22 protein-coding genes and 2 riboswitches are annotated in these 25,273 nt (G+C 63.9%); of the genes, 13 read left to right on the forward strand and 9 right to left on the reverse strand.

The window, feature by feature from the left end:
- Positions 1-12 precede the first annotated feature (12 nt).
- From LFT43_RS03970 to LFT43_RS03980, 3 genes are read right to left on the reverse strand one after another with little or no spacing between them, the layout of a single operon-like run.
- The gene (locus LFT43_RS03970) at positions 13-1,656 is read right to left on the reverse strand and encodes a DNA repair helicase XPB (RefSeq protein WP_395801252.1); all 1,644 of its coding nucleotides are present in this window, start codon (positions 1,654-1,656) and stop codon (positions 13-15) included.
- Between the two features lie 10 nt (positions 1,657-1,666).
- Positions 1,667-4,129: a helicase-associated domain-containing protein gene (locus LFT43_RS03975; protein WP_395801253.1), complete on the reverse strand. Its 2,463-nt coding sequence runs from the start codon at positions 4,127-4,129 to the stop codon at positions 1,667-1,669.
- Positions 4,130-4,178: 49 nt separating this feature from the next.
- The gene (locus LFT43_RS03980; protein ID WP_395801254.1) at positions 4,179-4,394 is read right to left on the reverse strand and encodes a hypothetical protein; all 216 of its coding nucleotides are present in this window, start codon (positions 4,392-4,394) and stop codon (positions 4,179-4,181) included.
- Positions 4,395-4,627: 233 nt separating this feature from the next.
- On the opposite strand from LFT43_RS03980, the gene LFT43_RS03985 reads away from it, so the two are divergent.
- The 3 genes from LFT43_RS03985 to LFT43_RS03995 are packed head-to-tail and all read left to right on the forward strand — an operon-like array spanning position 4,628 to position 7,000.
- Entirely contained in the window at positions 4,628-5,011 is a 384-nt protein-coding gene (locus tag LFT43_RS03985; RefSeq protein ID WP_028266166.1) for a cold-shock protein, read from the forward strand.
- Between the two features lie 7 nt (positions 5,012-5,018).
- A complete protein-coding gene (locus tag LFT43_RS03990; protein ID WP_395801255.1) occupies positions 5,019-5,561 on the forward strand; it encodes a DUF3027 domain-containing protein in 543 nt (180 codons plus the stop codon).
- Positions 5,562-5,605: 44 nt separating this feature from the next.
- Positions 5,606-7,000, forward strand: coding sequence for an MFS transporter (locus tag LFT43_RS03995; RefSeq protein WP_395801256.1), 1,395 nt, complete (start codon positions 5,606-5,608; stop codon positions 6,998-7,000).
- Positions 7,001-7,021: 21 nt separating this feature from the next.
- Here the strand turns inward: LFT43_RS03995 and serC are convergent, their stop codons facing one another.
- Positions 7,022-8,152, reverse strand: a complete 1,131-nt coding sequence (serC, locus tag LFT43_RS04000; RefSeq protein ID WP_395801257.1) for a phosphoserine transaminase — start codon at positions 8,150-8,152, stop codon at positions 7,022-7,024.
- A gap of 322 nt (positions 8,153-8,474) precedes the next feature.
- Here serC and LFT43_RS04005 point away from each other — a divergent pair, with 322 nt between their 5' ends.
- The 10 genes from LFT43_RS04005 to LFT43_RS04050 all read left to right on the forward strand — a co-directional run bounded on the left by LFT43_RS04005 (position 8,475) and on the right by LFT43_RS04050 (position 21,059).
- Positions 8,475-9,170 carry a metal-dependent transcriptional regulator gene (locus LFT43_RS04005; protein WP_395801258.1) on the forward strand — a complete coding sequence of 232 codons (696 nt, stop codon included), beginning with the start codon at positions 8,475-8,477 and terminating at the stop codon, positions 9,168-9,170.
- Positions 9,171-9,296: 126 nt separating this feature from the next.
- Positions 9,297-9,508: riboswitch (cyclic di-AMP (ydaO/yuaA leader) on the forward strand.
- Positions 9,509-9,510: 2 nt separating this feature from the next.
- Positions 9,511-10,332, forward strand: coding sequence for a M23 family metallopeptidase (locus LFT43_RS04010; protein WP_395801259.1), 822 nt, complete (start codon positions 9,511-9,513; stop codon positions 10,330-10,332).
- Positions 10,333-10,462: 130 nt separating this feature from the next.
- A riboswitch (cyclic di-AMP (ydaO/yuaA leader) is annotated at positions 10,463-10,645 on the forward strand.
- 5 nt (positions 10,646-10,650) lie between these two features.
- Positions 10,651-11,406, forward strand: a complete 756-nt coding sequence (locus LFT43_RS04015) for an NlpC/P60 family protein (protein ID WP_395801260.1) — start codon at positions 10,651-10,653, stop codon at positions 11,404-11,406.
- A 335-nt stretch (positions 11,407-11,741) separates the two neighbouring features.
- Entirely contained in the window at positions 11,742-12,242 is a 501-nt protein-coding gene (locus LFT43_RS04020; RefSeq protein ID WP_395801261.1) for an HNH endonuclease, read from the forward strand.
- Between the two features lie 33 nt (positions 12,243-12,275).
- Complete coding sequence (locus LFT43_RS04025; protein WP_395801262.1) at positions 12,276-12,899, forward strand: molybdenum cofactor guanylyltransferase; 624 nt, start codon at positions 12,276-12,278, stop codon at positions 12,897-12,899.
- Between the two features lie 31 nt (positions 12,900-12,930).
- Complete coding sequence (locus tag LFT43_RS04030) at positions 12,931-13,218, forward strand: DUF6457 domain-containing protein (protein ID WP_268024803.1); 288 nt, start codon at positions 12,931-12,933, stop codon at positions 13,216-13,218.
- A 44-nt stretch (positions 13,219-13,262) separates the two neighbouring features.
- Positions 13,263-14,594 (forward strand): molybdopterin molybdotransferase MoeA, encoded by a 1,332-nt coding sequence (locus LFT43_RS04035; RefSeq protein WP_395801263.1) that lies wholly within the window; start codon positions 13,263-13,265, stop codon positions 14,592-14,594.
- A gap of 62 nt (positions 14,595-14,656) precedes the next feature.
- Positions 14,657-16,996, forward strand: a complete 2,340-nt coding sequence (locus tag LFT43_RS04040; RefSeq protein ID WP_395801264.1) for an FdhF/YdeP family oxidoreductase — start codon at positions 14,657-14,659, stop codon at positions 16,994-16,996.
- A gap of 1 nt (position 16,997) precedes the next feature.
- The gene (fdhD, locus tag LFT43_RS04045; protein WP_395801265.1) at positions 16,998-17,864 is read left to right on the forward strand and encodes a formate dehydrogenase accessory sulfurtransferase FdhD; all 867 of its coding nucleotides are present in this window, start codon (positions 16,998-17,000) and stop codon (positions 17,862-17,864) included.
- Between the two features lie 168 nt (positions 17,865-18,032).
- A complete protein-coding gene (locus tag LFT43_RS04050) occupies positions 18,033-21,059 on the forward strand; it encodes an alpha-mannosidase (protein ID WP_395801266.1) in 3,027 nt (1,008 codons plus the stop codon).
- A 17-nt stretch (positions 21,060-21,076) separates the two neighbouring features.
- Here the strand turns inward: LFT43_RS04050 and LFT43_RS04055 are convergent, their stop codons facing one another.
- From LFT43_RS04055 to LFT43_RS04075, 5 genes are all read right to left on the reverse strand, one after another.
- A complete protein-coding gene (locus LFT43_RS04055) occupies positions 21,077-21,904 on the reverse strand; it encodes an amino acid ABC transporter ATP-binding protein (RefSeq protein ID WP_395801267.1) in 828 nt (275 codons plus the stop codon).
- On the reverse strand, positions 21,891-22,556 hold the full coding sequence (locus LFT43_RS04060; protein ID WP_395801268.1) for an amino acid ABC transporter permease: 666 nt from the start codon (positions 22,554-22,556) through the stop codon (positions 21,891-21,893). Before LFT43_RS04060 ends, LFT43_RS04055 begins: the two co-directional genes overlap by 14 nt.
- 15 nt (positions 22,557-22,571) lie before the next feature.
- Positions 22,572-23,390: an amino acid ABC transporter substrate-binding protein gene (locus LFT43_RS04065; RefSeq protein ID WP_395802880.1), complete on the reverse strand. Its 819-nt coding sequence runs from the start codon at positions 23,388-23,390 to the stop codon at positions 22,572-22,574.
- A gap of 247 nt (positions 23,391-23,637) precedes the next feature.
- Complete coding sequence (locus LFT43_RS04070) at positions 23,638-24,354, reverse strand: hypothetical protein (protein ID WP_395801269.1); 717 nt, start codon at positions 24,352-24,354, stop codon at positions 23,638-23,640.
- Entirely contained in the window at positions 24,351-25,076 is a 726-nt protein-coding gene (locus tag LFT43_RS04075) for a hypothetical protein (RefSeq protein WP_395801270.1), read from the reverse strand. The genes LFT43_RS04070 and LFT43_RS04075 overlap by 4 nt, the downstream gene beginning before the upstream one ends.
- Between the last annotated feature and the right edge of the window lie 197 nt (positions 25,077-25,273).

Raw genomic sequence — 25,273 nt, forward strand, 5'->3', positions numbered from 1 at the left:
GTCGACCAGCGACTACCCGGCGGGTACGTCCTTGGCGTCCATGATCCGGTACGCGTAGCCCTGCTCGGCGAGGAAGCGCTGCCGTTTGGCCGCGAAGTCCTGGTCGAGGGTGTCCCTGGCCACCAATGAGTAGAAACGCGCAGCACGGCCGTCCTGCTTGGGGCGCAGCAATCGGCCCAGCCGCTGTGCCTCCTCTTGGCGGGAACCGAAGGATCCCGATACCTGGATCGCCACGGAGGCCTCCGGTAGGTCGATCGAGAAGTTGGCCACCTTGGACACCACGAGGGTCTTGATTTCACCGGCACGGAAGGCGTCGAACAGCTTCTGCCGCACCTTGACTGTTGTGTCGCCCTTGATCACGGGAGCGTCCAAGCGCTTGCCGATCTCATCCAACTGATCGATGTACTGGCCTATCACCAGCAGCTGCTCTCCGTGGTGCTGCGCCACCAACTGCTCCACCAGGTGGGTCTTTGTCTCCGACGTCGCGCACAATCGGTACTTGTCCGCATCATCCGCCATGGCGTAGGCCACGCGTTCGTCCCTGGGCAGGTCTACCCGGACTTCCACGCAGTCTGCGGGCGCAATGTAGCCCTGGGCCTCAATGTCCTTCCAGGGTGCGTCGTAGCGCTTGGGGCCGATCAGGCTGAAAACCTCGCCCTCCCGCCCGTCCTCGCGCACCAGGGTCGCCGTGAGTCCGAGCCGTCGCCGGGCTTGCAGGTCCGCCGTCATCCGGAAGATCGGAGCCGGCAAAAGGTGGACCTCGTCGTAAATGATGAGCCCCCAGTCGTGCCCATCCACGAGTTCCAGGTGCGGGTAAAGGCCCCCGCGCTTGGTGGTCAGGACCTGGTAGGTGGCGATCGTGACGGGCCGGACTTCCTTGACCGCGCCTGAATACTCGCCGATTTCCTGCTCCGTCAAGGACGTCCGCTTGAGGAGCTCGTCCTTCCATTGCCGGGCCGCGACGGTGTTGGTGACCAGGATCAGGGTGGTGGTGGAACTGGTGGCCATGGCGGCCGCGCCCACTAGCGTCTTCCCCGCACCGCAAGGCAGAACGACGACGCCGCTGCCGCCCGCCCAGAAGTTCTCCGTGGCAAGCTTTTGGTAGGGCCGCAGGTGCCAGCCGTCCTCGTTCAGGGCGATCAGGTGCGGAGTGCCGTCCACATAGCCCGCGAGGTCCTCGGCCGGCCACCCCAGCTTCAGTAGAAGCTGCTTGAGCTGCCCGCGCTGGGAGGAATGCACCACCACCGTTTCGCCGTCGATCCTCGGCCCCAGCAGCGGTGCGATCTTCTTCGCACGGATGACTTCCTCAAGCACGGGGTAGTCGGTGGTCCGCATGACCAATCCGTGCTGCGGGTCCTTTTCCAGGCGCAACCGGCCGTAACGCGACATCGTCTCTTCGATGTCGATCAGCAACGAGTGCGGCACCGGGAAACGGGAGTAGCGCAGGAGCGTGTCGAGGACCTTTTCGGCGTCGAGCCCCGCGGCGCGAGCATTCCACAAACCCAAAGGAGTGAGTCGGTAGCTGTGGACGTGTTCGGGGGCGCGCTCCAGCTCGGCGAATGCCGCAATCGCATGCCGTGCCTCGGTGGCGAGCTCGTGGTCGACTTCCAGCAGGATGGTTTTGTCGCTCTGTACGATCAGCGGACCGTCGCTCACTATTGCTTCCTCACTTGCGCGGATCGCCCGCAGGTTCCACATCGATAATGCGGTGGATGGACAACACTCTTTCGGTGTCCCTGGCCGCGTCGAACACCCGGACCCGTCCGCCGGACACCGATACGGGAACAACGGTCTCGGTGTTGGAATTCCCCAAGCCGTCAACCACGTTCATGGTGACCGCTTGCTTCAGCCGGATGGCCCTTTGGAGCGTTTCGAGCCCCAGTTGCGTCGCCGCCTCGCCGGTCATCTCACCCGACACCCCTCGATGGTGCCTCAGGACCGCCAGTTGGGCGTCGACGTCGTCGTCCGGCGGGGCGGTGCGGGGTGCCGTGTAAACGGGGCGGGCGCCGCCAGCCACCGCCGTCGTCCTCTTGTAACGCACGACGGCGGGCTCGGCCTCCTGCACCGCAGGCGAAAGTCCCAGCTCGCGCAGCACCCTCGCGGTCTCCCGCGGGCTCACCGCGGAGGTCAGCACCGTGGGGGCTATCCGGACGAGGCCCAGGCTCGCGGTCCCGGGCTCGTGAACGAGTTCGGCAATGGCGGCCTCGTCGTCGCTTTGGATGTAACTGGCGCTGGTGGCCACGCGTAGCCGGCCGTGCCGCGAGGCGATGTCCTTGATCAGGTACTGGAGCGGCTGTGGGACATCGGTGGCGGAGTGGGTGCGCAGAAAGGAGAGGATGGCTTCGGCGTCTTGGCCGGCGTCCAGCGCGCGTCGTATTGAATCTCCGGAGAAACGGAAGATGGTGGCCGGCCCTTGGCCTTCGGCCTCGGCTATCAGAAGCAGTTTTTCGCTCAGCTCAGGTGCCAAGTACCCCGGGGCCACTGCGGTCAGGTCTGCCTGGAGCAGGACATGGTTGACCGCGGCGGGCAGGTGTTCGCCGAGGATGCTTAGGGCAAGATCCGGCTGTTCGGTGGCAATGGCGGAGCCTAGCTGGGTGAGGGCGCCGGAACCCATGAGCCCCAGGATTTCCGCTTCGTGCAATATGCCGCGGATGAGGGAACTGAACCGCCGTGACATCCGGGGTTGGGTCCATTCCGCGCGCTCCATGACAGCCTCGGCGTTGAGCACGGGGGCCTTGCCGTCCGGTGCTTCGACTTCGCGGGTGAGCTCGTCGAGGATCTCCAAGATCCGCTTGCGGACAAGCGGGGCGTCAGGGCGTTGGGCCTCGGCAGACAAAGCGTTGATGGCAGTTCCGGCAAAACCGGTCCGCGATGCCGTCGCGGCAGGACCGGGGAGGTTCTGCCCGACGAGTGACGGAGCGCGCTCGCTGGCTAGCCAGGCGCTGACCAGCCAGAGCCACTGTTCCTGTCGGGGGAGTGTGAGCCACTCGACCGTCGGTGGCTGGATCCACGTGGAACTGTCCACATCGAGGCGCAGCAATCCGGACAGGGCACTGAGCTCAAGGATCAGCGCAGTCTCGGACAGTCCCAATCGGAGGCTATCGGCCAAGCGCTTGAGCTCGCGTACGCCCACCCCGCCGCTGCGAAGGGTAAGCACCGGCTGATCGCGGACCGCGTACAGGAGTTCGCCGACCAGCCGGAGTACTTCGGCAATAGCGCCCATGGCGGCATTCCGGCGCAAGGCGGCACTTGTCCGGCCTAGCTCCGGCACGGGAGGCTTCAAAGTGAAGTGGTCCACGATCGCGCCGCCGCGCAGGGACAGGCCGACGCTGTGGGGCAGTTCGACGTGACCGGCGTCCAGGGGTACAAGCAAGCCGCGGGCCAAGAGCCAGTCCACGGGACCGACGTCGCGGCCCTCATGGAGCACGGAGGCCTTGCGCTGGGCCTGTGGAACAGCACCCATGGCCCAGCTGCCAAACTTGTTCAAAAGGGGGCGGGTCCGTATCGGCGCCTCGGACAAGATGTGCTGCAGACTCTCCGGAGTCGACGTCCATCGCTGCAGGGCCAGCGCCGCGTCCATCGGCGTGGTGGCAGCGAGGACATCGGCGCCGCTCTTGTGAAGTTCGGCAACGAGCTGTACTACGCGCTGGGCGAAGGCCGGCTGCAGCCGTACCAGCTCGGTGTAGCTGCGGCCCAGTCCGGCGGGGTAGATGCCGATGACGTCCTTGAGGCTGCCCACCGGCAAGTAGAAGCGTTGGCGACCGGGATTGTGCACCGTGGCCGGCGGATCGGCCCTGTGGATGAGTGCCAGCTCCTGGAGCTTGTTCAAGATCGGCTCGAGCGCTGCAAGTGTTGAGCCGTTGATGCACTTTTTCAAACCCGCCGCAGAGACGCTGTGGCCAGTGTCCGCATTGGTGCAGAGATGGAGGGTCTCCAGTACCTGCATTTCCGGTTTGTTGAGCCGTTCGAGGGCGCGTTGCACGCTGACCCGTGCGCTCGCCCTCGCAGCGAGTGCGGCGAAGTCCGGGGCAACAGGAGAAATGAGGTCCGGCCGCGCGGCAAACAGGGCCCGCAGCGAATCATCGCTGCGCGCTTCCAGTTCCTTGCTGAGCGCGCGAATAAGGGACATCAGTTCAACGTTACCGCCAGCCGGGCCCGCTGTCGGGCTTTCTGGTGGCTCATTGGCGACGCCGTACCCAGACGGAGTCCACCACCAATGCGGCCATCAAAATAAAGGCCAGCGGCAGCCCATAGAGGGCGGTGGAGGTCACCCAAATCGGGGCCACCCCCCGGGCAAAAGCGGTAGCCATGACGGCGCCCACGGCCGCCAAAGACACCACGGCGACGACGACGGCGACGATCACAAGCGGGCGGCGGTAGCCGTGGGGAATCATATGAGCAACGCTAACAGTCCCGCGCCAGATGCGCTGTTGCCGCCCTGCGCAAGAACAAAAGACGACGGGACCTGCTCCGCGTGGTCTCAAAGCGCGAATCCGCGGCCGGGCAGGATAACCTTGAAGCAATAGACCAACACGGACCAGGCAGTTACCCCTGTTCCCGCAGTATCCTGCGGATGCGGTGACGCGCCGGCTGTGTCTCCCAAGCAAGAACGAAGAAGGTTGATTACGTGCCCACCGGCAAGGTCAAGTGGTATGACAAGGACAAAGGCTTCGGATTCCTCGCAGCAGAGGATGGCCAGGAAGTATTTCTGCCCAAATCCGCCCTGCCCGAGGGTGTAACGGATCTTAAGGCAGGCACCCGGGTTGAATTCGGCGTTGCCGACGGTCGCCGAGGCGCCCAGGCACTGGGCCTCCGTGTGTTGGACAAGCTGCCATCCATTGCCAAGGCCAAGCGCATGAACGCCCGCGAGCTCGCGCCCGTGGTCCAGGATCTTGTGTCCGTCTTGGACAACCTTTCGGGGACGTTGTCGGCCGGTAAGTACCCTGAAGGCGCCAAAGGCAAGGCCATCGCGGCAGCACTGCGCAAGGTTGCCGACGAGCTGGAAGCCTAAAGCAGCCATGACATCGGAATCCGCTGAAGCCAGTCCTGAAGAGAACGGTACCGGTGCCGCACCAGCAACAGCAGGAACGGCTGATACTGCTGCTGGGCGGAAGCCGACAACGGCGAAACCTCGCACCGGCATTCCCGTGTGGCGCGTCGGCAAGCCGGACGCCTTCCTGGCGGCCGCCGTCGACGTCGCCCGCAATGCGGTGGAGACCATTGCCAAGCCGAATGAAATCGGACCGCATATCGCCGCACGCTCCGAAGGCGAACGCGTCGTCACGCACCTTTTCGAATCGCGACTGGCCGGTTACGGCGGCTGGCAGTGGTACGCCGTCGTGACCCGCAACTCGCGCTCCAAAGTCGTCACGGTCAGCGAACTCGGCCTGCTGCCGTCCGAGGACTCCATCCTCGCCCCTGAATGGGTGCCTTGGGCAAAGCGCGTCCGTCCAGAGGACGAGGCGGTCCCCGACGAGCTGGCAGAGGAAGACACCTCGACAGCGGACAGTTCCGTTGACGAGGACGACGACGCCCCGGACGACGAAGTCGAGGCCGACTAGCCTTTGGCGGACCCAGCGAATGAACTCTTTGAAGGTGGAACCTGATGTCCACCTTCAAATCGCTGGGTGTCCTTAACTACCGCATTTGGTTCCTTGGCGCCCTTGTTTCCAACATCGGCACCTGGATGCAGCGAACCGCGCAGGACTGGCTGGTCTTTGCCCATCTGAGCAACCACGACGCCGGCGCCATGGGCATTACCTTGGCGCTCCAACTTGGTCCGCAGCTGTTCCTGGCACCGTGGGCCGGACTGCTTGCCGACCGCCACAGCCGGCGCAGGCTCCTGGTCATGACGCAATCGGCCATGGCGGTCCTAAGTACCGGGTTGGGAATCCTCGTGCTGAGCGGCGCTGCACAGTTGTGGCATGTCTACGTGTTCGCACTGTTGCTTGGCGTCGTTTCGGCACTTGACGCCCCCGTTCGCCAGACGTTCGTTTCGGAGCTCGTCAAGGACGACTACCTCTCCAACGCCGTGGCGCTGAACAGTGCCTCGTTCAACGTTGCCCGCATGATCGGCCCTGCCGTGGCCGGCATGTTGACGGTGGCCGTGGGGCCGGGCTGGGTTTTCATGATCAATACGCTGACCTTCGTGGCGATGCTCGGCGCGATCCGCGCCATCCCTTCCTCCTCCCTGCGTGTCCAGCCCCGGGCAGCCGCGGGCAAGGGCCGCATCCGCGAAGGGCTCCGCTACGTCCGCAACCGCCCTGACATCATGGTGGTCCTCGTCGCGATTTTCGTCATGGGCACGTTCGGCCTGAACTTTGTCCTCTTCATCGCTGCGATGGTTGGCACGGAATTCGGCATGGACGCAGGTGCGTTCGGGCTCCTCAACTCGGTTATGGCAATCGGCTCAGTCGCGGGAGCGTTGCTGTCCGCCCGGCGGGGGAGGCCACGCATGCGGCTCATCTTCGCCGCTTCCGGCGGGTTCGGCATCGCGAGCGGGTTCGCCGCCATGGCGCCGAACTACACCATGTTTGGCTTGGCCCTGATTCCGTGCGGCCTGTTCGCCTTGACCATGATCACTAGCGCCAACGGCTATGTACAGTCCACTACCGAACCCGTAATGCGCGGCAGGGTCATGGCGTTGTACATGGCCATTTTCATGGGAGGAACGCCCATCGGGGCGCCCTTCGTCGGCTGGGTGTCCAGCGTAGCCGGACCCCGCTGGGCCGTTGGGGTGGCAGCGGCCGCTGGCGCCAGCACCGCCGTCGTCGGTATCATCTGGATCATCCGCGCGCGTCAGTTGCGGCTTCGCTTCGACAGCAGCGCCCGAGGGTTGCGGTTCTTCCGGATCGAGTCGCAAGGCATCAGCCCTGTCATGGACGACCGCGTTAAAGGCGAAAGTCCCGTTAAAAGGGCTGGCACTGTTAAAAAGGCTGGCGCCGTTAAAAAGGCTGGCGCCGCCCGGGATCCATACCCGAACGACGCCGACCAATCTTGACCGCGGGAACGCGGCGGGCGCTTACTTTTTCAGTTCGCCCACCACGAAGTCGATGCTCGCGAGCAGCGCCGAAACGTCGTCCGGTTCTATGGCAACGAAGGTAGCGATGCGGAGCTGGTTGCGGCCCAGCTTGCGGTACGGCTCCGTGTCCACGATCCCATTGGCACGCAGCACCTTAGCGATGGCGGCGGCGTCGATCGAATCATTAAAATCGATCGTGGCAATGACGTTGGAGCGGTCTTCAGGCTTTGCCACGAACGGGGTGGCGTACTCGGAAGCCTCGGCCCAGGTGTAGATGCGGCTGGCGGAGTCCGCCGTGCGTGCGGAAGCGAAGTCCAGGCCGCCGTTCTTGTTGAGCCACTGGACCTGGGCGTCGAGCGTCACCAGGGTGGACAGGGACGGCGTGTTGTAGGTCTGGTTGAGCCTCGAGTTGTCGACGGCCGTCTGCAGATCCAGGAAATCCGGAATCCAGCGGCCGCTTGCCTTGATCTTGGCGGCACGCTCAAGAGCGGCGGGGGAGAACAGGCCAAGCCACAGTCCGCCGTCGGAGGCAAAGTTCTTTTGCGGTGCGAAGTAGTAGACATCGGCCTCGGCAAGGTCCACGTCCAGGCCACCGGCAGCTGAGGTCGCGTCCACCAGGACCAGTGCGCCGTCGTCTACGCCGGCTACCCGCTTCACGGGGGCCGCTACGCCGGTGGACGTTTCGTTCTGCGGCCACGCGTAAACGTCCACGCCTACCTCGGCTTGGGAAACCGGGCGCGTGCCGGGCTCGGACTTGATGATCGAGGAAGCTTCCAGGAAGGGTGCCTTGTTCGTGGCCGAGGCGAACTTGGAACCGAACTCACCAAAGGAGAGGTGCTGTGCCTTCTTCTCTACCAGGCCGAAGCTGGCGACGTCCCAGAATGCGGTGGAGCCTCCGACGCCGAGAATCACCTCGTAACCCTCGGGTGCACGGAAGAACTGGCTGAGTCCCTCGCGGACGGAGCCCACCAGGTTCTTGACGGGTGCCTGGCGGTGGGAAGTGCCGAGGATCGTTGCCGAGGCGGCAGACAATGCCTCGATCTGCTCCGGGCGGACCTTGGAGGGCCCGGCGCCGAAGCGGCCGTCCTTGGGCAGCAAATCGGCGGGGATAGTGATGCTGTTGTCGCTCACGGGATGCTCCAATGGTGAAGTAGCGGCCTAGATGGGTCGTGGCAGGTGGCATCGCTGCCCCTTCGACTCCCCAATTCTGCCTGACTCCGCAGGCGGGGACAGAACTGAACGCTTCATAGTCCGCCACGTGGAAAGCATCTGTTCCGCCGGCGCGGGACACGGGGGCCTGCACGGGGGCGGGCCCGAAAATTATCCGGAGTAATTCCAAATAAGCTAAGCTAGGAGCTGGCGCCCGGCCCGGGACGACCGGCGGGTAGACCGCCTGGCCGGCTGCGGTACGGTGGAAAATACGCAAGATACTGCGCTCTAGGAGCTGAGCTGGATGACGGATCTGATCGATACCACTGAGATGTATCTTCGGACCATTTTGGAGCTTGAAGAAGAGAACATCGTGGCTCTTCGCGCGCGCATCGCCGAGCGCTTGCGGCACTCCGGGCCCACCGTTTCCCAGACGATCGGGCGAATGGAACGCGACGGCCTGGTGATTGTTTCCAACGACCGGCACCTTGAGTTGACCGAAACCGGCCGGAAACGTGCCACCGAGGTCATGCGCAAGCACCGTCTCGCCGAGCGGCTCCTAGCCGACGTCATTGGACTGGACTGGGCCTATGTCCACGACGAAGCGTGCCGCTGGGAACACGTTATGAGCGAGCGCGTGGAGCGGCGGCTCTATGAGCTCCTGGACCACCCCACGGAATCTCCCTACGGCAACCCCATTCCGGGACTCGAAGCCCTGGGCGGAGCTGCGTCTCACGCCTTTACGGATGGTGTGGTCAACCTCCTTGAGGCGATGAACGAATACTCACCGGACAACCGGGTCATTGTCAGCCGGTTGGCTGAACCGATCCAGGTGGAACCGGAGCTGTTGGTGCAGCTGGACGAAGGCGGAATCCGCCCGGGAGCCAGGGTTTCCCTGGAGCGTGTCGGGGAGTACATCTCCGTTCGCGTGCCCAATATCGACGGTGCCTTGGAGCTGCCGCCTGAGGTGGCGTCGCACGTGTTTGTCACCGTCTCCTAGCTCTTTCGGCAAACCGATCGGCAAAGATAACGGAATTATTACTGCGGGGCTTTAATCCCCTATAGTTTAGTACTGGCGCCGATACCAAAGCGTTACCTGATCCGAAGCCGAGTTCTGCCAGCGGATCAGGTGGATTAGTCCATTCACTGGCAGAAGCGGGGGAACCACCAGTGGCGGTCGAAAGACAGCCTTGGGGTGAAGTCCGCAGCGGATGTGCAAAAAGCGCAGGGCCTTTTCCGGGGATCCCTCTGTGCTTCGCGCCCTCCACGCGGACCGGGTCCATGCACTCTCTGACCCGAATCCGACAGCTAACTTCGCAGGCTTGCCAGAGAGGAACACTTTGACCACGCAGAACACCAGGGGCCGCAGACGCGCGTCCGGTCCTACTGCTGAGCTGCGGACCATGCAAGTCGTTGCGCACGATCGGCCCCGCGATCCGCATCGCGAAGTGCGCCGGCGCAAGGGCCCCTTGCGGCAAATGGCCGATTTCGCCGCCGCGAGCGGTGCGGGACAGAAGGCCGGTGTGGCCCTTGCCACCACGGGCCTCATCCTGACCGTGGCCATGCCGGGTACCGGAGCATTGACGGCCGCTGCGGAATCGAACCAGGCTTCGGCCGCTTCGGCGGGGACTCAGGCCGAGATTCCCGCTGCGGCCAATGCCACCATCGACTTCAGCCGCGCTGCCGTTTCTACCACGGCGGATCCTGATAGCAAACTCAAGCAGCTCCTGAGCGCGCAGTCCGTCGGCAGCATCAAGACGTCGTCCTCGAAGGGCACGCTGGGCGCTCCGCTGGACACCCTCGCCACGGCCTCGCCGTTCGGCTACCGTGTGAACCCCATTACGGGAGGCTTGGGGGAGTTCCACCGTGGCCAGGACTTCGTGGCCCAGTGCGGCACCCAGGTGCATGCGGCTGCCGCCGGCAAGGTCACGTTTGCGGGCTGGCACCCGTATGGCGGTGGAAACCGCATTGTGGTGGACCACGGCAACGGCCTGGAAACCACGTACAACCACTTGTCCTCGTTCAACGTCCAGGTGGGCCAAACGGTCAACCGCGGCGACGTTATCGCTTTGAGCGGCACCACTGGCGCTTCCACCGGCTGCCACCTCCATTTTGAAGTCATGGTCAACGGCGACGTCGTTGATCCCCTGGGCTGGCTGTAGCCAATCCGATGGCCGTCTCTCGCATGCTTGTCACGCTCCGTGACCTGAATGTGACATTCAGCCAAAACTCCTGTACCGTCTAACTCGCATCAACTTTTAGAGAGTTGATGCACTCGGGTGGATTGCCTAGCTCTGCCACTGCCCGAGGTTCCGTTCGCAAAACATCGTCTGGCAGAGGCGGGGGACCCACTTTTGGTCATCTTCACCGATGGCCTTGGGGTTAAGTCGCATTTGTTTCCTACGGGAAGCATTGCGGCCGGATGACTCCCATCCGAATCCGACAGCTTACCTCGCGGGCATAGGGAGAGGCCTTTTAACGTGTCTTCACGCTCTACTCTTGCGCGCCACCGCGCCGCGGTCACCAAGACCAACTCGCTTGCCGTCATCGCTAAGACCGTCGGCAGCAACGCCGGTGGCGTAGGCCGTCAGGCAGCGGTTATCGCCGCTGCGTCCGGTCTGGTGCTCACTAGCGGTATCGCGGCCAACGCTGCCGAAACCAACGTTCCCCGCGAGTCCACTGCGACCTCCACCTTGGAAGTCCAGTCCATCGCCCAAGCCAGTATTGCGGCCGATTCCTCCGTCGCTATCAAGTACGAACGTCCGGCTGTTTCAACCGAAGCTGCTCCCGTTGCCGAGGCTCCGGTTGCCGTCCAGGAAGCTGTTGCCGCTCCCAAGGCTGCAACAACGGGTGTCTCCACGCTTTCCGTTTCGGCCGCTGTATCCCCCGCCACGAAGGTTGCCAGCGGCAAGGGCGCAGCAATTGCGGCCGCAGCTTACGCGCAGCTTGGCGTTGCCCAGGACTGCACCGCCCTGGCTTCGAACTCCCTGGCCGCTGTTGGGATCAACTTCCACGGTTGGCCGGCAGACTACCTGTCCCTCGGCCGCACGGTCAGTGCTGCTGAAGCGCAACCGGGTGACCTCGTTTACTACCAGAACGGCGGCATGGGCAAGGCCCACATCGCTGTTTACGTCGGTAACGGCATGGCCGTCCACGGCGGCTGGAACGGTGGCACCACTGCTTTGTACAGCGTGAACATCGGATCCGGTCCGGTCTTCATCCGCGTTGGTGGCTAAATAGCTTCTGCTAAATAGTTTCACTGGAACATCCCCGCTGGTCCGCCAGCGGGGATGTTCTGTTTTAACCAGCATGTGCCACATCTAGTGCCCACGGTCTGCCGTGGACGATTCCGGGCGTGGCAGCGTCAGCAGCCGCTGCTCCCGGACAGGTGAAGGTTCCCGTCACATGTCCGGTACATGAACTTTGCCCGACACAGCGCCCGAACGCACCCGAGGATTCGGTGATCTGGCCTCCGGGTGTTTACTCTTGTGATGTCGATCCACAGCCCGTACATGCAGAGGGCAGCCGGCCCTCGCGCCCCTGACGGGTGCGGCCGTGAAGAGGTACGTGCATGCGCACACTCGTTCTGAATGCTGGATATGAACCGCTGGCGGTAGTGACCTTCCGCCGGGCGCTGGTCCTTGTGCTCACCGGAAAAGCGAGCGTAGTGGCCGAAGGCGACGAGCCTGTCGTCGGGCCAAAGGAGATTCTCGGACGTCCCTCCGTGATTCTGCTCAATCGCTACATCCGGCCGAGGTACAACGCGATCACGGCGGTTACACGCCGCGGCGTCTTGCGCCGCGACGGTCACCGTTGCGCCTATTGCGGGAAAGCAGCCCACACAATTGACCACGTCCACCCCAAATCCAGGGGCGGCGCGGATTCCTGGGAAAACCTGGTGGCGGCGTGCCTACGCTGCAACAATGCCAAGAGTGACCACACACCGGCCGAAATGGGCTGGAAACTGAGGTTCACTCCGGCGGCGCCCACCGGGACTATCTGGCAAATCAAGGAGCTGGAGAAACCTACGCCCGCGTGGGATCCCTTCCTCCTGCCCGAATCGGCGGCCTAACCGAACTGAGCCCGCCCCCGGTAATCTGGGCTGGTGGACTTTGATGCGGTGATTTTGGCGGGTGGCAAGTCCTCCCGCCTCGGTGGCGTGCCCAAAGCCCAGCTGACTTACGACGGCGCCACGCTCCTCGAACGCGCCCTCGCGGCCGCGTACGGGGCAGCGCGGGTCGTCGTCGTCGGGCCGGATCCCGGCACGTTGCCGTACGGCATCATGACCGCCCGCGAGGACCCCCCGTTTGCGGGACCCGCAGCGGCGATCGAAGCCGGACTCCTTGCGCTCGAGAAGCATGCCCGCCAGGGTCTTTCCGCAAGGGAAACATCCGCACTGTGGGTGCTCGTCATGGCGTGCGATATGCCCCTCGCGGGCGCAGCCGTTCCGGTTCTCGTCCGGGAACTTGCCGGACACGAAGAGACGGAAGGGGCCATGGCCGTATCCGCCGATGGACGGAAACAGCCATTGCTTGGAATCTACCGGTTCTCTGCTTTGCAACGGGAAGTGCTGGCTGCCGGAGAACAGGGTGGCCTCGCCAACGCCGCGGTGTTCCGCCTGCTTGCTAGGCTTGATCTGCTGGCCGTACCTGTTCCTGCTGGCTCCACCGATGACGTGGATACCTGGGACGATGCCGCGGCGCTTGGAGTGGACGGCGACCTGCCGTGACAAAAGCTGTACCGGACTTTGGAGGCGGATCGTGAAGAGCCAAGAAGAAACGCTTGAGGAGTGGTGTAGGAGCCTGCTGCAAGCATATGAGCTTGAAGGCGTCGAGATCGACATCAACGAGATCCTCTCCTTGGCGGGCGTTGCAGCCCATTCCGTCGTTCGGCCGGCGGCTCCCTTGACCACCTTTATTGCCGGCTTCGCGGCCGGACTTGCAGCGGGTTCGGGACAAGCGACGGAAACCGCGTCGATGGACGCCGCCATGGGCCTGGCACGCACGCTCGCCAACGACTACACGAACCCCGGAACCGACGCCGGATGACCGATGCCCCTGAACAGGGCGCCGAGAACCAGCACCCTTCCGCCATGACTGAACCGCCAGACGTTGAGCATGTCCCGCACGCCGACCACCTGTGGGCGGAAGCCCGGCAGCTCGCCTTCGACTGTGCCACGCCCATTCCCACGGCACCCGTTGCGCTGAGGGACGCCCTCGGCCGGACGTTGGCGTCGGACGTCCACGCCCTCCAGGACCTGCCGCACTATGCGTCTTCGGCGATGGATGGCTGGGCTGTCAACGGCAACGGCCCATGGATCCTGGCCGAGCCGGGCCATCGGCTGGCCCCGCATCAGGCGAGCCCTATCGTCACGGGTGGCATGATCCCGCCGGGGGCCAAGGCCGTGCTCCGTAGCGAAAGCGGCGTCCTGGCTACCGACGAAGATGGCCTGCCGGTCCTCGCGCTAGGCGGAAACTCGAAGCCTGGCGAACCGCGCAACGGGCAACACATCCGTAACGCCGGAGAAGAAGCCGGGGCAGGCGAGCTGCTGATCAAGTCCGGCGTCGTTTTGAACCCGGCCCACCTCGCCCTGGCTGCATTGGCCGGCCGCGATGAACTGGATGTCCTGGGCAAACCCCTCGTCAAACTGCTCTTGACTGGCTCCGAAGTGGTGACCGCGGGTGTCCCTGCCCCTGGGCGGGTGAGGGATACCTTCGGGCCCCAGCTTGGCGCCGTCGTCGAACTCCTTGGCGGCATCCGCGGCGAGCAGATCAAAGTGGGCGACTCCTACGGGGAATGGCTCGCGGGCCTAGAGGAAGGCGAGTTGTCGCCGGACACGCCACCCGCCGACGTCGTTATCACCACCGGGGGAACGGGCCGCTCGGGAACGGACCACTTCCGGAGGGCAGTTGCAGAACTCGGCGGTCGATTGTTGATTGATGGCATTGCGATGCGGCCGGGACACCCTGGCGTCCTGGCCGAGTTGCCGGACGGGCGCTTTGTTTTGGGTCTGCCCGGCAACCCGCTCGCGGCCATGATGGTTCTTTTCACGATCGGCGCACCACTGCTCGCGGGACTGGGTCACGGCAAGCTGCCCGAGGTGGGGGAAGTGCCTTGCGGTGCAATGCTCGACGCCGACCCCGGGCGCACCCGCTTGCTTCCCTTCAGGTTCGTGTACGGATTGGCCTCGCCGGCGCAACACGCGGGGCCAGGGATGATGCGTGGCCTCGCCAGTGCGGACGGAGTCATGGTGGTCCCGCCACACGGCGTCCAACTCGGGGAACCTGTGCCTGCTTTCCCCCTTCCTTGGGGGCCGCCGCTTCCCCAACCAAAGCCTTCACAGGACAAAACCAAGAAACCTCCAGCCAGACCCGCCCGCAAAGTTTCGTCAGGGCCGGTGGACTGGAGCGCCCTGACTGGCTGAGAACTTCCGGTCCCGGATGGACACGGGTGGAATAGAGAGACAGGCCTTGCAATGATGGGGACATGAACAGGCATGCTCCCGAGCAGGACATCAATGAAGATGACCTCCAGATCCACCCGCCCAAGCGTTCCGCCGCCGGTGTCAAGGCAGTCACCGTGGCATTGGAACGAGGTTGGGCCCAAGCCGGTGTGAGCCGGACCGTCAAGTCAATGCTCCGCGTCAACCAGCGGGACGGTTTCGACTGTCCCGGGTGCGCCTGGCCCGAGTCCATTACCGGAAAACGCAGCCCCGCCGAGTTCTGCGAAAACGGGGCCAAGGCCATCGCCGAGGAGAGCACCACCCGCGTGGTCGATGCGGCGTTCTGGGCCAAGCATTCCCTTGCCGAGCTTGAGGACAAGACCGAATATTGGCTGGGCAGCCAGGGGCGCATCGCCGAGCCCGTTGTCATCCGCCCCGGCGAAACACACTATTCTCCGATCAGTTGGACAGATGCTTTCGCCCTGATCGGCGAGCACGTCAACGCCACGACGCCGGACCGCTGCGTTTTCTACACCTCGGGCCGCACGGCCAACGAGACAGCCTTCATGTACCAGCTCTTCGCGCGGAGCCTCGGCACCAACAACCTGCCCGACTGCTCGAACATGTGCCACGAGTCTTCCGGCAGCGCCCTCAACCCGACCATCGGCATCGGCAAGGGAACCGTCTCCCTGGAAGACATCCACGAGGCGCAACTGGTACTGGTTGTGGGCCAGAACCCGGGCACGAACCACCCTCGCATGCTCTCCGCCCTGCGTGATTGCAAGAACAACGGCGGCAAGGTCGTGGCAGTCAATCCTTTGCCGGAAGCCGGGCTCCTGAACTTCAAGGATCCCCAGTCGCTCAACGGCGTGGTGGGCGGCGGCACGGACATCGCCGATGAATTCCTGCAGATCAAGGTCGGCGGCGACCTCGCCTTGTTCCAGGCTCTGGGCCACCTCTTGCTCGAGGAAGAGAAGCGGCAGCCGGGGACTGTGGTCGATCGTGCCTTCATCGAGGCACAGACCGATGGCTTCGGGGCCTACGCGGAAGCCCGGGCCACGCTTGATTGGGCCGAGACGGAACGCGCCACAGGCCTGAGCCGCATCGAAATAACCAAGGTAGCGGGCATGCTGGCCGCTTCGAAGGGCACCATCATTTGCTGGGCGCTGGGCCTGACCCAGCAACCCCACTCCGTGGACACTTTGCGGGAAATCATCAACCTGCTCCTCCTGCAGGGAAACTTCGGCAAGCGCGGAGCCGGAGCTTGCCCCGTCCGCGGCCACTCCAACGTGCAGGGCGACCGCACCATGGGCATCTGGGAGAAGCCTTCCGAGGGCTTCCTTGCGGCCCTCGACAAGGAGTACGGATTAACGATGCCCAGGGCACACGGCTACGACTCCGTGGAGACCCAACACGCCTTGGAGCAGGGCAACGTGGATGTGTTCGTGTCCATGGGCGGGAACTTCGCCGCGGCGGGCTCGGACACGGTCGCGCTGGAGGAAGGGCTGAAGAGGGCCGGTCTGACGGTTCACATTTCCACCAAGCCCAACCGTGCCCACGTCGTGCACGGCAAGACCTCCCTGATCCTGCCTACCCTGGGCCGAACGGACACGGACGACAAGCACCCCGGCGGACGCCAGTTCCTCTCCGTGGAAGACTCCATGTCCGTCATCCACTCCACCCAGGGCCGCCTGGCTCCGGTCTCGGAGCACTTGCTCAGCGAACCCGTCATCGTCGCACGCATGGCGCAGGCAGTCCTCGGCGATGATCATGCGGTGAACTGGCGCGAGATGGCCGAGGACTACGACGTCATCCGGGACCACATTTCCAGGGTCATCCCCGGCTTCGAGGACTTCAACGCGCGCGTCCGCACCAAGAACGGCTTTGTGCTTCCCAATCCACCGCGTGACACCCGCACCTTCGCCACGGATATTGGCAAGGCACGCTTCACCGTAAGCCCGCTGGAGTACCTTGAAGCCCCGGCCGGCCACCTGATCCTGCAAACCGTCCGCAGCCACGACCAGTACAACACCACGTTCTACGGGCTCGACGACCGCTACCGGGGTATTTCCGAAGGCCGCAGGGTCATCCTGGTCCACGGGGACGACCTCAGCGAACTCGGATTCGAAGACAGGGACATGGTGGACGTCATCTCCATCTTCGGCGGAACGGAACGCCGGGCGGACAAGTTCCGGCTGGTCGCCTACCCCACAGCCAAGGGTTGCGCGGCCGCTTACTTCCCGGAGGCCAACGCCTTGGTGCACCGGGAACTCGTGGCGCGTGAATCCAATACGCCCGGCTACAAGGCCATGACGGTGCGGTTCGTCAAACATTCGGAAACGGCCAAACACGGGGAAGCTGCCGCCGAGACGGCGGGTATCTGACATGGGACGGGTGACCCAGCGCCGCAAGGTGCACAAGTTCGTCCTGGATGGCTCAGCCCAGGCGTTGGAGCACCCTGTCCGTTACCGCGAGGACTTCCTGGCCGTCGAGGAACCGCTGGAGGTGCGCCTGGGGCACATGTCCTTTTCCGTGACCATGAGGACCCCTGGCGACGACTTTGACCTCGTGGCGGGTTTCCTCGTTTCCGAGGGCGTCATCTGGGACCCGGCCCAGCTCATCTCGCTGCGCTTTTGCGCCGGCGAGGACGAGAACGGCGTTCAGACCTTCAACGTGGTGGAAGCCCAGTTGCGGCCCGACGTCGTCCTTCCTGAGACCGGCCGCAATGTCTACACGTCCAGCTCGTGCGGGATTTGTGGCACAGACTCCATTGAGGCTGTGCGGAAATCCTCGCACTTCAGCCCTGCGGACGACTCCCTGAGCGTGCCGGTGGAGCTTCTCGCTTCCTTGCCGGACCGTCTCCGCGAAGCGCAAGCGGTTTTCGACAAGACCGGGGGAGTACACGCCGCCGGCCTCTTTAGGATCACCGACGACGGTGAGGCTGAGCTACTGTGCCTGCGGGAAGACGTGGGCAGGCACAATGCTGTAGACAAGGTGGTGGGTTGGGCGCTGCGTGAAGGTTTGTTGCCCCTGAGGGGCACCATCCTGCAGGTCTCAGGGAGGGCGTCCTTCGAGCTGGTTCAAAAGGCTGCGCTTGCCGGAATCCCGGTCTTGGCTGCCGTCAGCGCACCCTCCAGCCTCGCCGCGGAACTGGCCCAGGAGACCGGACTGACCCTGGTGGGATTCAGCCGGGGGACCAGCCTGAACGTTTATGCGGGCAGCGGGCGGGTGCGCGTTCCGGCAAACTTTTAGGGACTTGTAGGGATAGCCGTCAATCACTTGGTTATTGTTCCGGAACAACGTAGATTTTATCCATCGAATGGAATCGTTGTTTCCACCTGCTAGTAACCTTGCTCGCTTAGGTTGCGTGTAACGGTTCGGAAGCCTCTCGACCCAGCCCAGCGCTAAAGGGGACTTGAATTGCACGACGACCGCCGGATCACTGAGAAGCGGCTCGAACGTTTTGTCCGGGAGCGGATCGCCCCCGCCATCTATGGCCGCGCGCTGCCCCTGGCCCTCAGCAGTTGGGATGTGCCGGGAGAGCCGGTCCCCGCTTCGGAAGCCCTCCATCAAGTCTTTGAACCCCAGGAACATGGTGCTGCGTGGGGCAAAGCCTGGAGCACCAAGTGGCTGCGGCTCCAAGGTGAGGTTCCGGAGGGTTGGGGGGTCGCCGATGGCACCGCGGTGGAGATCGTCGTCGATCTCGGCTTCAGTATCGACGCCCCCGGATTCCAGTGCGAAGGCATTGCCTGGCGCCCGGACGGCACCATCATCAAGGCCATTTCTCCCCGCAACCAGCATGTCCCGCTTAAGCTCCTGGGTGGCGGGCTCTCGGTGGACTTCTACGTCGAAGCCGCGGCCAATCCTGATCTCAGCCAGGGATGGAGCTTCTCGGCAACACCTTTGGGGGACATAGCAACCTCCGGAGACGAGCCCCGCTATCGGCTCGGGCGCATAGCCATAGCCGAACTCAACGAGGTGGTCTGGGAGCTCCACCAGGATATTTGGACGCTCAGCGGGCTCATGCACGAGCTACCCTTCGAACTGCCGCGGCGGCACGAAATCCTTCGCGCCTTTGAACGCATGCTGGACGTCATGGATCCTGACGACGTCGCGGGTACTGCGGCGGCCGGCAGGGAAGCCCTCGCCGAGGTCTTGAGCAGGCCTGCTTACGCCTCAGCCCATGAACTGTTGGCCACCGGCCACGCCCATATCGACTCGGCCTGGCTTTGGCCGGTCCGCGAAACCATCCGCAAGTGTGCCCGTACCTTCTCCAACGTCGTCGCCCTCATGGATGAGAATCCTGACTTCGTCTTTTCCTGCTCGTCGGCGCAGCAACTGGCCTGGATCAAGGAGTTCTACCCTGAGCTGTTCATCCGGATCCGGGAGAAGGTGAAGGCTGGGCAATTCATGCCGGTTGGTGGCATGTGGGTGGAATCGGACACCAACATGCCCGGTGGCGAGGCCATGGCCCGCCAATTCGTCGAGGGCAAGGGCTTCTTCCTGCAGGAGTTCGGTATCGACTGCCAGGAAGCCTGGCTGCCGGACTCCTTCGGGTATTCCGGGGCGCTGCCGCAGATCGTCAAGTCGGCTGGTTCCCGCTGGTTCCTGACCCAGAAGATCTCCTGGAACCAGGTCAACAAGATGCCGCACCACACCTTCAACTGGGAGGGCATCGACGGCACGCGGCTATTCACCCACTTCCCGCCGGTGGACACTTACAACGCCGAACTCCACGGACGCGAACTCGCACATGCCCAGCGCAACTACCGGGAGCATGGCCGGGGCACTATTTCGCTGGTCCCCTTCGGCTATGGCGACGGCGGCGGCGGACCCACGCGCGAAATGGTCGCCGCAGCCCACCGCACGGCAGATCTGGAAGGCTCGCCGAAGGTGCGCATGGGAACGGCGAAGGAGTTCTTCACGCTGGCCGAGGCCGAGTACCGGAATCTGCCGGTCTGGGTGGGGGAGATGTACCTGGAGCTGCATAGGGGCACCTACACGAGCCAGGCCAACACCAAGCAAGGTAACCGCCGCTCCGAGCACCTCCTGCGCGAAGCCGAGCTTTGGTGCTCGACGGCGGCCGTGCGGACGGCCGGTTCGTTCACCTACCCGGCAGCAGACCTTAAGCGCTTGTGGCGACTTGTGCTGTTGCAACAGTTCCATGACATCTTGCCAGGCAGCTCCATCGCGTGGGTCCACCAGGACGCAGAGCGGAACTACGCCGCGATCGCAAGGGAACTGGAAGCCATTATCGCGAAAGCCGCAGCTGCCTTGCTGGGTACGGGGGACACCGTGTTCCTGCTCAATGCGGCCCCGCATGAGCGCAACGGCGTACCCCCGCTTGCGGCCGCCGAGGCGGTTCGTTCGGACAGCCCCGTCAACGTTACTGAACGGTCCGGCGGCTACGTTTTGGACAATGGCATCATCCGCGCTGTGCTGGACGCCAACGGATTGCTGACGTCTCTTTCGGACTACGCAAGCGGCCGGGAAGCCATTGCCCCCGGTCAGTTCGGCAACCACCTTGAACTCCACCGGGATACGCCCAACGAGTGGGACGCGTGGGATATCGACGAGTTCTACCGCCGGAACGTCGTCTCCATAGGCGAGGCCCGTTCGGTGACGTTGGAGAGCGCAGGCTGGGACGCCGTCGTTGTGGTGGAGCGGACGGTGGGTTCCTCCACCATCACCCAGCGGATTTCCCTCGAAGCGGGTGCGGAATCCCTCGGAATATCCACCACCGTGGATTGGCAGGAACGCGAGAAGCTCCTGAAGATCGGGTTCCCGTTGGACGTCCGTGCGGACCGTTCGGCCTCGGAGACCCAGTTCGGGCACGTCTTCAGGCCCACCCACACCAACACGTCCTGGGAAGCAGCCAAGTTCGAGTTCTGCGCGCACCGCTGGATTCATGTGGCAGAGCCGGGTTACGGAGTGGCCATTACCAACTCGTCAAGCTACGGACATGACGTCACCCGGGCCATCCGTGAGGATGGCGGAACCACCACTAACGTCCGCCTGTCCCTGCTGCGGGCGCCCAAATTCCCGGACCCTCAGTCCGACCTCGGTGTCCACGTCCTCGAGCTGAGCATCCGGCCCGGCGCCAGCATTGGTGATGCCGTGGAAGAGGGATACCGGACCAATCTCAAGCCGAGGCTGCTGGCGGGCGCGAAGCCTGTGGAACCCCTCTTCACGGTGTTCAACCAAGCGTTGGTGATCGAGGCCGTGAAGCTGGCTGAGGATGGCTCGGGAGACGTGATCGTGCGGCTCTACGAATCGCTGGGAGAACGCTCCACAGGCATGATCACGGCAAACTTCGATTCCAGGGAGGTGCGCGCCGTTGACCTTCTGGAGCGCCCCGTCGAGGCTCCCGGCGTGATGCCCGGAGCTGGGGCGGCCGAACTGACGCTGCGTCCGTTCCAGCTGGTGACGTTGCGCTTCAGCCGCTGAACTTTTGCCTGCCCAGCTCAGACGTCGTGCTGCAGGCGCTTGACGAATTGCTTGGTGCGTTCCTGCCGCGGCTCCCTCAAGACCTCCGCGGCGGGCCCACGTTCCACCACGACGCCGCCGTCCATGAAGATGACTTCGTCGGCAACCTGGCGGGCAAAGGCGAGCTCGTGGGTCACGATCACCATGGTCCACCCCTCGTCAGCGAGTTCTTTGATAACACCAAGCACTTCACCCACGAGCTCCGGGTCCAACGCCGAGGTGGGTTCGTCGAAAAGCAGCAATTGGGGCTTGAGGGCGAGGGCGCGCACGATTCCCACGCGTTGTTGCTGCCCGCCTGACAACTCGAAGGGGTAGGCATCGCGTTTGTCCGCGAGCCCTACCCTGGCCAAGAGCCGCTCGGCCTCGGCCACCACTTCCGCCCGTGGCCGTTTCTGGACTTGGACAGGTCCCTCGATGATGTTTTTGAGCACGGTCATGTGCGGGAACAGGTTGTAATGCTGGAACACCATGGCACTGCGGTCACGGAGGGCGGCGATTTCCCGCTTGCCCACGGATCCGGCGAAATCGAGGGTCAGTCCCGCGCCGGACCCGCGGACGGTCCCGGCGTCGGCGTCCCCGAAGGTGACGGTCCCGGCGTCGGGCACTTCGAGCCCGTTGAGCGAACGCAAAACAGTGGTCTTGCCCGAACCGGAAGGCCCGATCAGTGCTACCACCTGGCCGCGCAGGACATCGATGTCGATGCCGCGCAGCACCAGGTTGCTGCCGAAGGCTTTGGCGAGGTCCCGGGCGGACAAAACCAGCCCGGTGCCCGCTTGCGGGGCGTTGCTGGTGTCAGTGGGCGACATAGCGGTCCAATCTGCGCTCCAGGGCGGACTGGCCCGTGGAGAGGACGAGGCAAATGAGCCAGTAGACCAAGGCGGATTCGAGGTACAGGATCATGAATTCCTGGCTGAACGCGGCGATCTGCTGGGCATTGCGGAAGAGTTCGGTGACCAGGATGAGGGAAGCCAACGAGGTGTCCTTCACAAGCGAAATGAAGGTGTTGGACAGTGGGGGCACTGAGACCCTGGCTGCTTGCGGGAGGATGATCCGCACGAGCGTTTGAGGCCGGGACATGCCGATGGTATGCCCCGCCTCCCATTGGCCCTTGGGGACGGACAGGATCGCCGCGCGGATAACCTCGGCCGCGTAACCGCCCACATTGAGTGAAAACGCGATGATGGCGCTGGGCCACGGCTCCAGCTTCACGCCGAGGCTGGGGAGGCCATAGAAGATGACGAACAGCTGCACCAGCAGGGGAGTACCGCGGATCACGGAGACGTAAAAGCGCGCGATGCCGGAGAGCACCCGGTTGGGGCTCAAGCGCAAGAGGGCAACGAGCAGTGCCAGTGCCAGGCCCAGGGCGAACGACGCCAAGGTCAGGGGGATGGTGCCCGTGACGGCGCCGCCGATGATTGGCCCGAAGGAGCTCCAGACGAGATCCCAGTTGAAGGTCATCTGTTTGGCCGCCGGCTACTTGGTAACGTCTGCGCCGAAGTACTTCTGAGAGATCTTGGCCAGGGTGCCGTCTGCTTGAAGATCCGTCAGGGCTTTGTCCACCGCGGCCTTAAGCTCGGTGGATCCCTTGCGGAAGACCAAGGCGCTTTGCGTCTTGTCCGTGGTTTCCGCAGCGATCCTCAAGCCGGAGTCCGGAGTGGCCTTGGCGTAGTCGAGGTAGGTCAGTTTGTCGTTGACCGTTGCATCGACGCGGCCTTGGCGGACCAGGGTTGCGGCCTGCGCCCAGCCTTCGACGGCCTGGACGTTGGCGCCTGCGTCAACTGCCATCTTGTAGAAGTTGCTGGTGAGTGACTGGGCGGTGGTTTTGCCTTTGAGGTCGGCGAAGCTGTTGATGGACGTGTTGTCCGACTTAGTCACCACCACCCCGTTGGAGACCGTGTATGGCGCCGAGAAATCGTACTTGCCCGTGCGCTCGGGATTGATGGAGATCTGGTTGGCGATGGTGTCAAAGCGCTTGGAATCAAGGCCGGCGAAGATGCCGTCGAACTGGGTTTCCTGGAAGGTCGCCTTGACTCCGAGCTTGCCGGCCACGGCCTGTGCGATTTCGACGTCGAAGCCAGTGAGTGGACCGGCTCCGTTCTCGTGGAAGCTGAACGGGCGGTACGTGCCCTCAGTGGCAATAACGATCTCGCCCTTGGACTTGATGGCGGACAGCGAGGTGTCTCCGCCCGATGTCGACGACGGCGATGATCCGCCACCGCAAGCGGACAACGCCAGCGCGGCGGCGGCAAGGGTTGCGGACAGTGCTGTGCGGCGAGTGGGCAGGCTCTTCATGAAAGCCATCTTAGTCACGCGTCCGTTCCAGCTGCCGGGGGCGTACACAGAAGGACGCTTAAAAAGGCTGAGTGGGGGCGGTCCCCAACAGCCCGCCACCACTCATCCCCCCAAATGTGCTCCAGCACGCGCCACGAACCTTGGAAACCCGTTCATTGATTCGAAGGTCAGGCTGCGTCGCCTTCACACATTCATGATTATGCCACGATATAATGGATTTGTGAAAGAGGTTACGCGGTATGTTTCTCTATTGCGTTGACGTTACCGCGCTGCGAGTGCGGTGCGCAATGGCCTTGGACAGCCAGATGCCTCCCAAACCAATCGTGCTCGCCAAGGCTGCCGAGTAGTTGATGAGTGGCCGCAGCCACCCGACCGACGCCGGGATGAGCGGAAAGACCTGCGAAACGATGAGCAATCCGAGGCCCAGGAGCAGCGTCGCGGAGGCGGCACGCAGCAAAACGGGACCGGAGCGCCGCACGGATCGCCACATGCCCGGGACGAGGCATGCGGCAACGTAGCCCGGGTAGAACCTGCCCAGGGCCGCATAGATATCAAGGGCCGGCCCCGGGTCCAGTTCACTCAGGCCAACAGTGGAGTCACTGGTGTCCATCGAGAAGAAAAAGAAGGCCGTGAGGACCGCGGTGACTCCCAAAACAGCCAAGCCGACTGGTCCCCTGATGGCGCGTTCCCCGCCGGGCGAAGCAAAAGCCCTGGCCACCTTGATGCCCATGAGCAGGAACGTTCCATACAGCAGGAACCGGAGAAGCAGGTTGGCCACATTGAAGTCGCCCAGCCACGCGTCGATTAACATGTAAGGACCCTCGATGCTGAGCAGGATGTCAAGGGAAATCAGCACGAACAGGACCAACATCATCCGGTTCTCGCCCCGTATGGCGCTCGGAATGCGGACGGCCGTCAACGTGAGGCTGACAAAGAGCGTGGCCCACTGCAGGACGGCGATCATCCTAGGTTCTCCCAGATTCTATTGGTGTGGTCGGCCTCGTGCTCTTGGCGGCGCAAGGCCTTGCCCAGGGCCTGAAGCCGCTCTCCGGCCAACAGAGCTAGTTCGCCTTCCGTCATCCTGTCCAGGGCATCCCGCCGTGCCCCAGGGGGCCAACCGGCTTCTGCCTCCGTGACGAGGCCGCTGGCCACGAGGCCTCCGGCGGGTCCGACGCCGGCGGCGCGTGACGTGGCCAGCGCCAGTTCCGGGGGGAGCCGGTTGGCAGTCAGGTGGGCGGAGAAGTTCTGCGGCGCGATCCCGGTGGCATCGCTGACCCGGTGGCGCAGCTCGCCGTCGTCGACCGCGTCCACCCAGCTCCTGACTGACGTCGCGTGCGGTGTTTCTGCCAGGACCAAGGGCGCGAGGCCGTCACGGGGTTCGGAGCGCTCCACGACCGCCCTCAATAGGTCCATGGTGGAGACCTGGCTGACGAGTTCCGCGTCAGTGGGCGGAACCGGGGTCCCTCGAAGCGCTGCGTAGGCCTCGAATTGTGCGAGCGCATCGAAGGGATTCATGTCGAAGGCCCGGCTGATGCTCACGAGCGACGTCTCCGCCACCTTGCCCCTGACCAATTGCTGGGCGAGTGTGGTGCGTTTCACTCCTGAGAATCGGCAGACATCGGCCGTGCTGGTATTCGGGGCGATCCCGTGCAACCAGCGCTGGAACGCCTTGGAAGGGAGGGACATGAACCACTTTCTGATAGACGGTTTGCGGCAGAGTTTCTGACAGGACAGCGAGGTCGATTTTACGATGCGGGCACATTGAATTATGCTTGATTCTCGAACCCGCTGGTCCGCACACCCCCCAAGTACGGACCAGCGGGTTCTTCCATGCCCCCGCCTTTTCGCATGGCGGCCCTTTCCGCACGGCAGCCCTTTCCGCT

It is taken from the genome of Arthrobacter sp. FW306-04-A (assembly GCF_044358315.1).
GTDB lineage: Bacteria > Actinomycetota > Actinomycetes > Actinomycetales > Micrococcaceae > Arthrobacter.

Bases quoted from the DNA above. Each gene is read 5' to 3' on its own strand.
- LFT43_RS04005 (WP_395801258.1), top strand. From the start codon at position 8,475: ATGACGGATCTGATCGATACCACTGAGATGTATCTTCGGACCATTTTG.
- LFT43_RS04070 (WP_395801269.1), bottom strand. From the start codon at position 24,354: ATGATCGCCGTCCTGCAGTGGGCCACGCTCTTTGTCAGCCTCACGTTG.
- fdhD (WP_395801265.1), top strand. From the start codon at position 16,998: ATGGGACGGGTGACCCAGCGCCGCAAGGTGCACAAGTTCGTCCTGGAT.
- LFT43_RS04020 (WP_395801261.1), top strand. From the start codon at position 11,742: ATGCGCACACTCGTTCTGAATGCTGGATATGAACCGCTGGCGGTAGTG.
- LFT43_RS03975 (WP_395801253.1), bottom strand. From the start codon at position 4,129: ATGTCCCTTATTCGCGCGCTCAGCAAGGAACTGGAAGCGCGCAGCGAT.
- LFT43_RS03995 (WP_395801256.1), top strand. From the start codon at position 5,606: ATGTCCACCTTCAAATCGCTGGGTGTCCTTAACTACCGCATTTGGTTC.
- LFT43_RS04035 (WP_395801263.1), top strand. From the start codon at position 13,263: ATGACTGAACCGCCAGACGTTGAGCATGTCCCGCACGCCGACCACCTG.
- LFT43_RS04060 (WP_395801268.1), bottom strand. From the start codon at position 22,556: ATGACCTTCAACTGGGATCTCGTCTGGAGCTCCTTCGGGCCAATCATC.
- LFT43_RS04065 (WP_395802880.1), bottom strand. From the start codon at position 23,390: ATGAAGAGCCTGCCCACTCGCCGCACAGCACTGTCCGCAACCCTTGCC.
- LFT43_RS03980 (WP_395801254.1), bottom strand. From the start codon at position 4,394: ATGATTCCCCACGGCTACCGCCGCCCGCTTGTGATCGTCGCCGTCGTC.
- LFT43_RS04040 (WP_395801264.1), top strand. From the start codon at position 14,657: ATGAACAGGCATGCTCCCGAGCAGGACATCAATGAAGATGACCTCCAG.
- LFT43_RS04055 (WP_395801267.1), bottom strand. From the start codon at position 21,904: ATGTCGCCCACTGACACCAGCAACGCCCCGCAAGCGGGCACCGGGCTG.
- LFT43_RS04075 (WP_395801270.1), bottom strand. From the start codon at position 25,076: ATGTCCCTCCCTTCCAAGGCGTTCCAGCGCTGGTTGCACGGGATCGCC.
- LFT43_RS03990 (WP_395801255.1), top strand. From the start codon at position 5,019: ATGACATCGGAATCCGCTGAAGCCAGTCCTGAAGAGAACGGTACCGGT.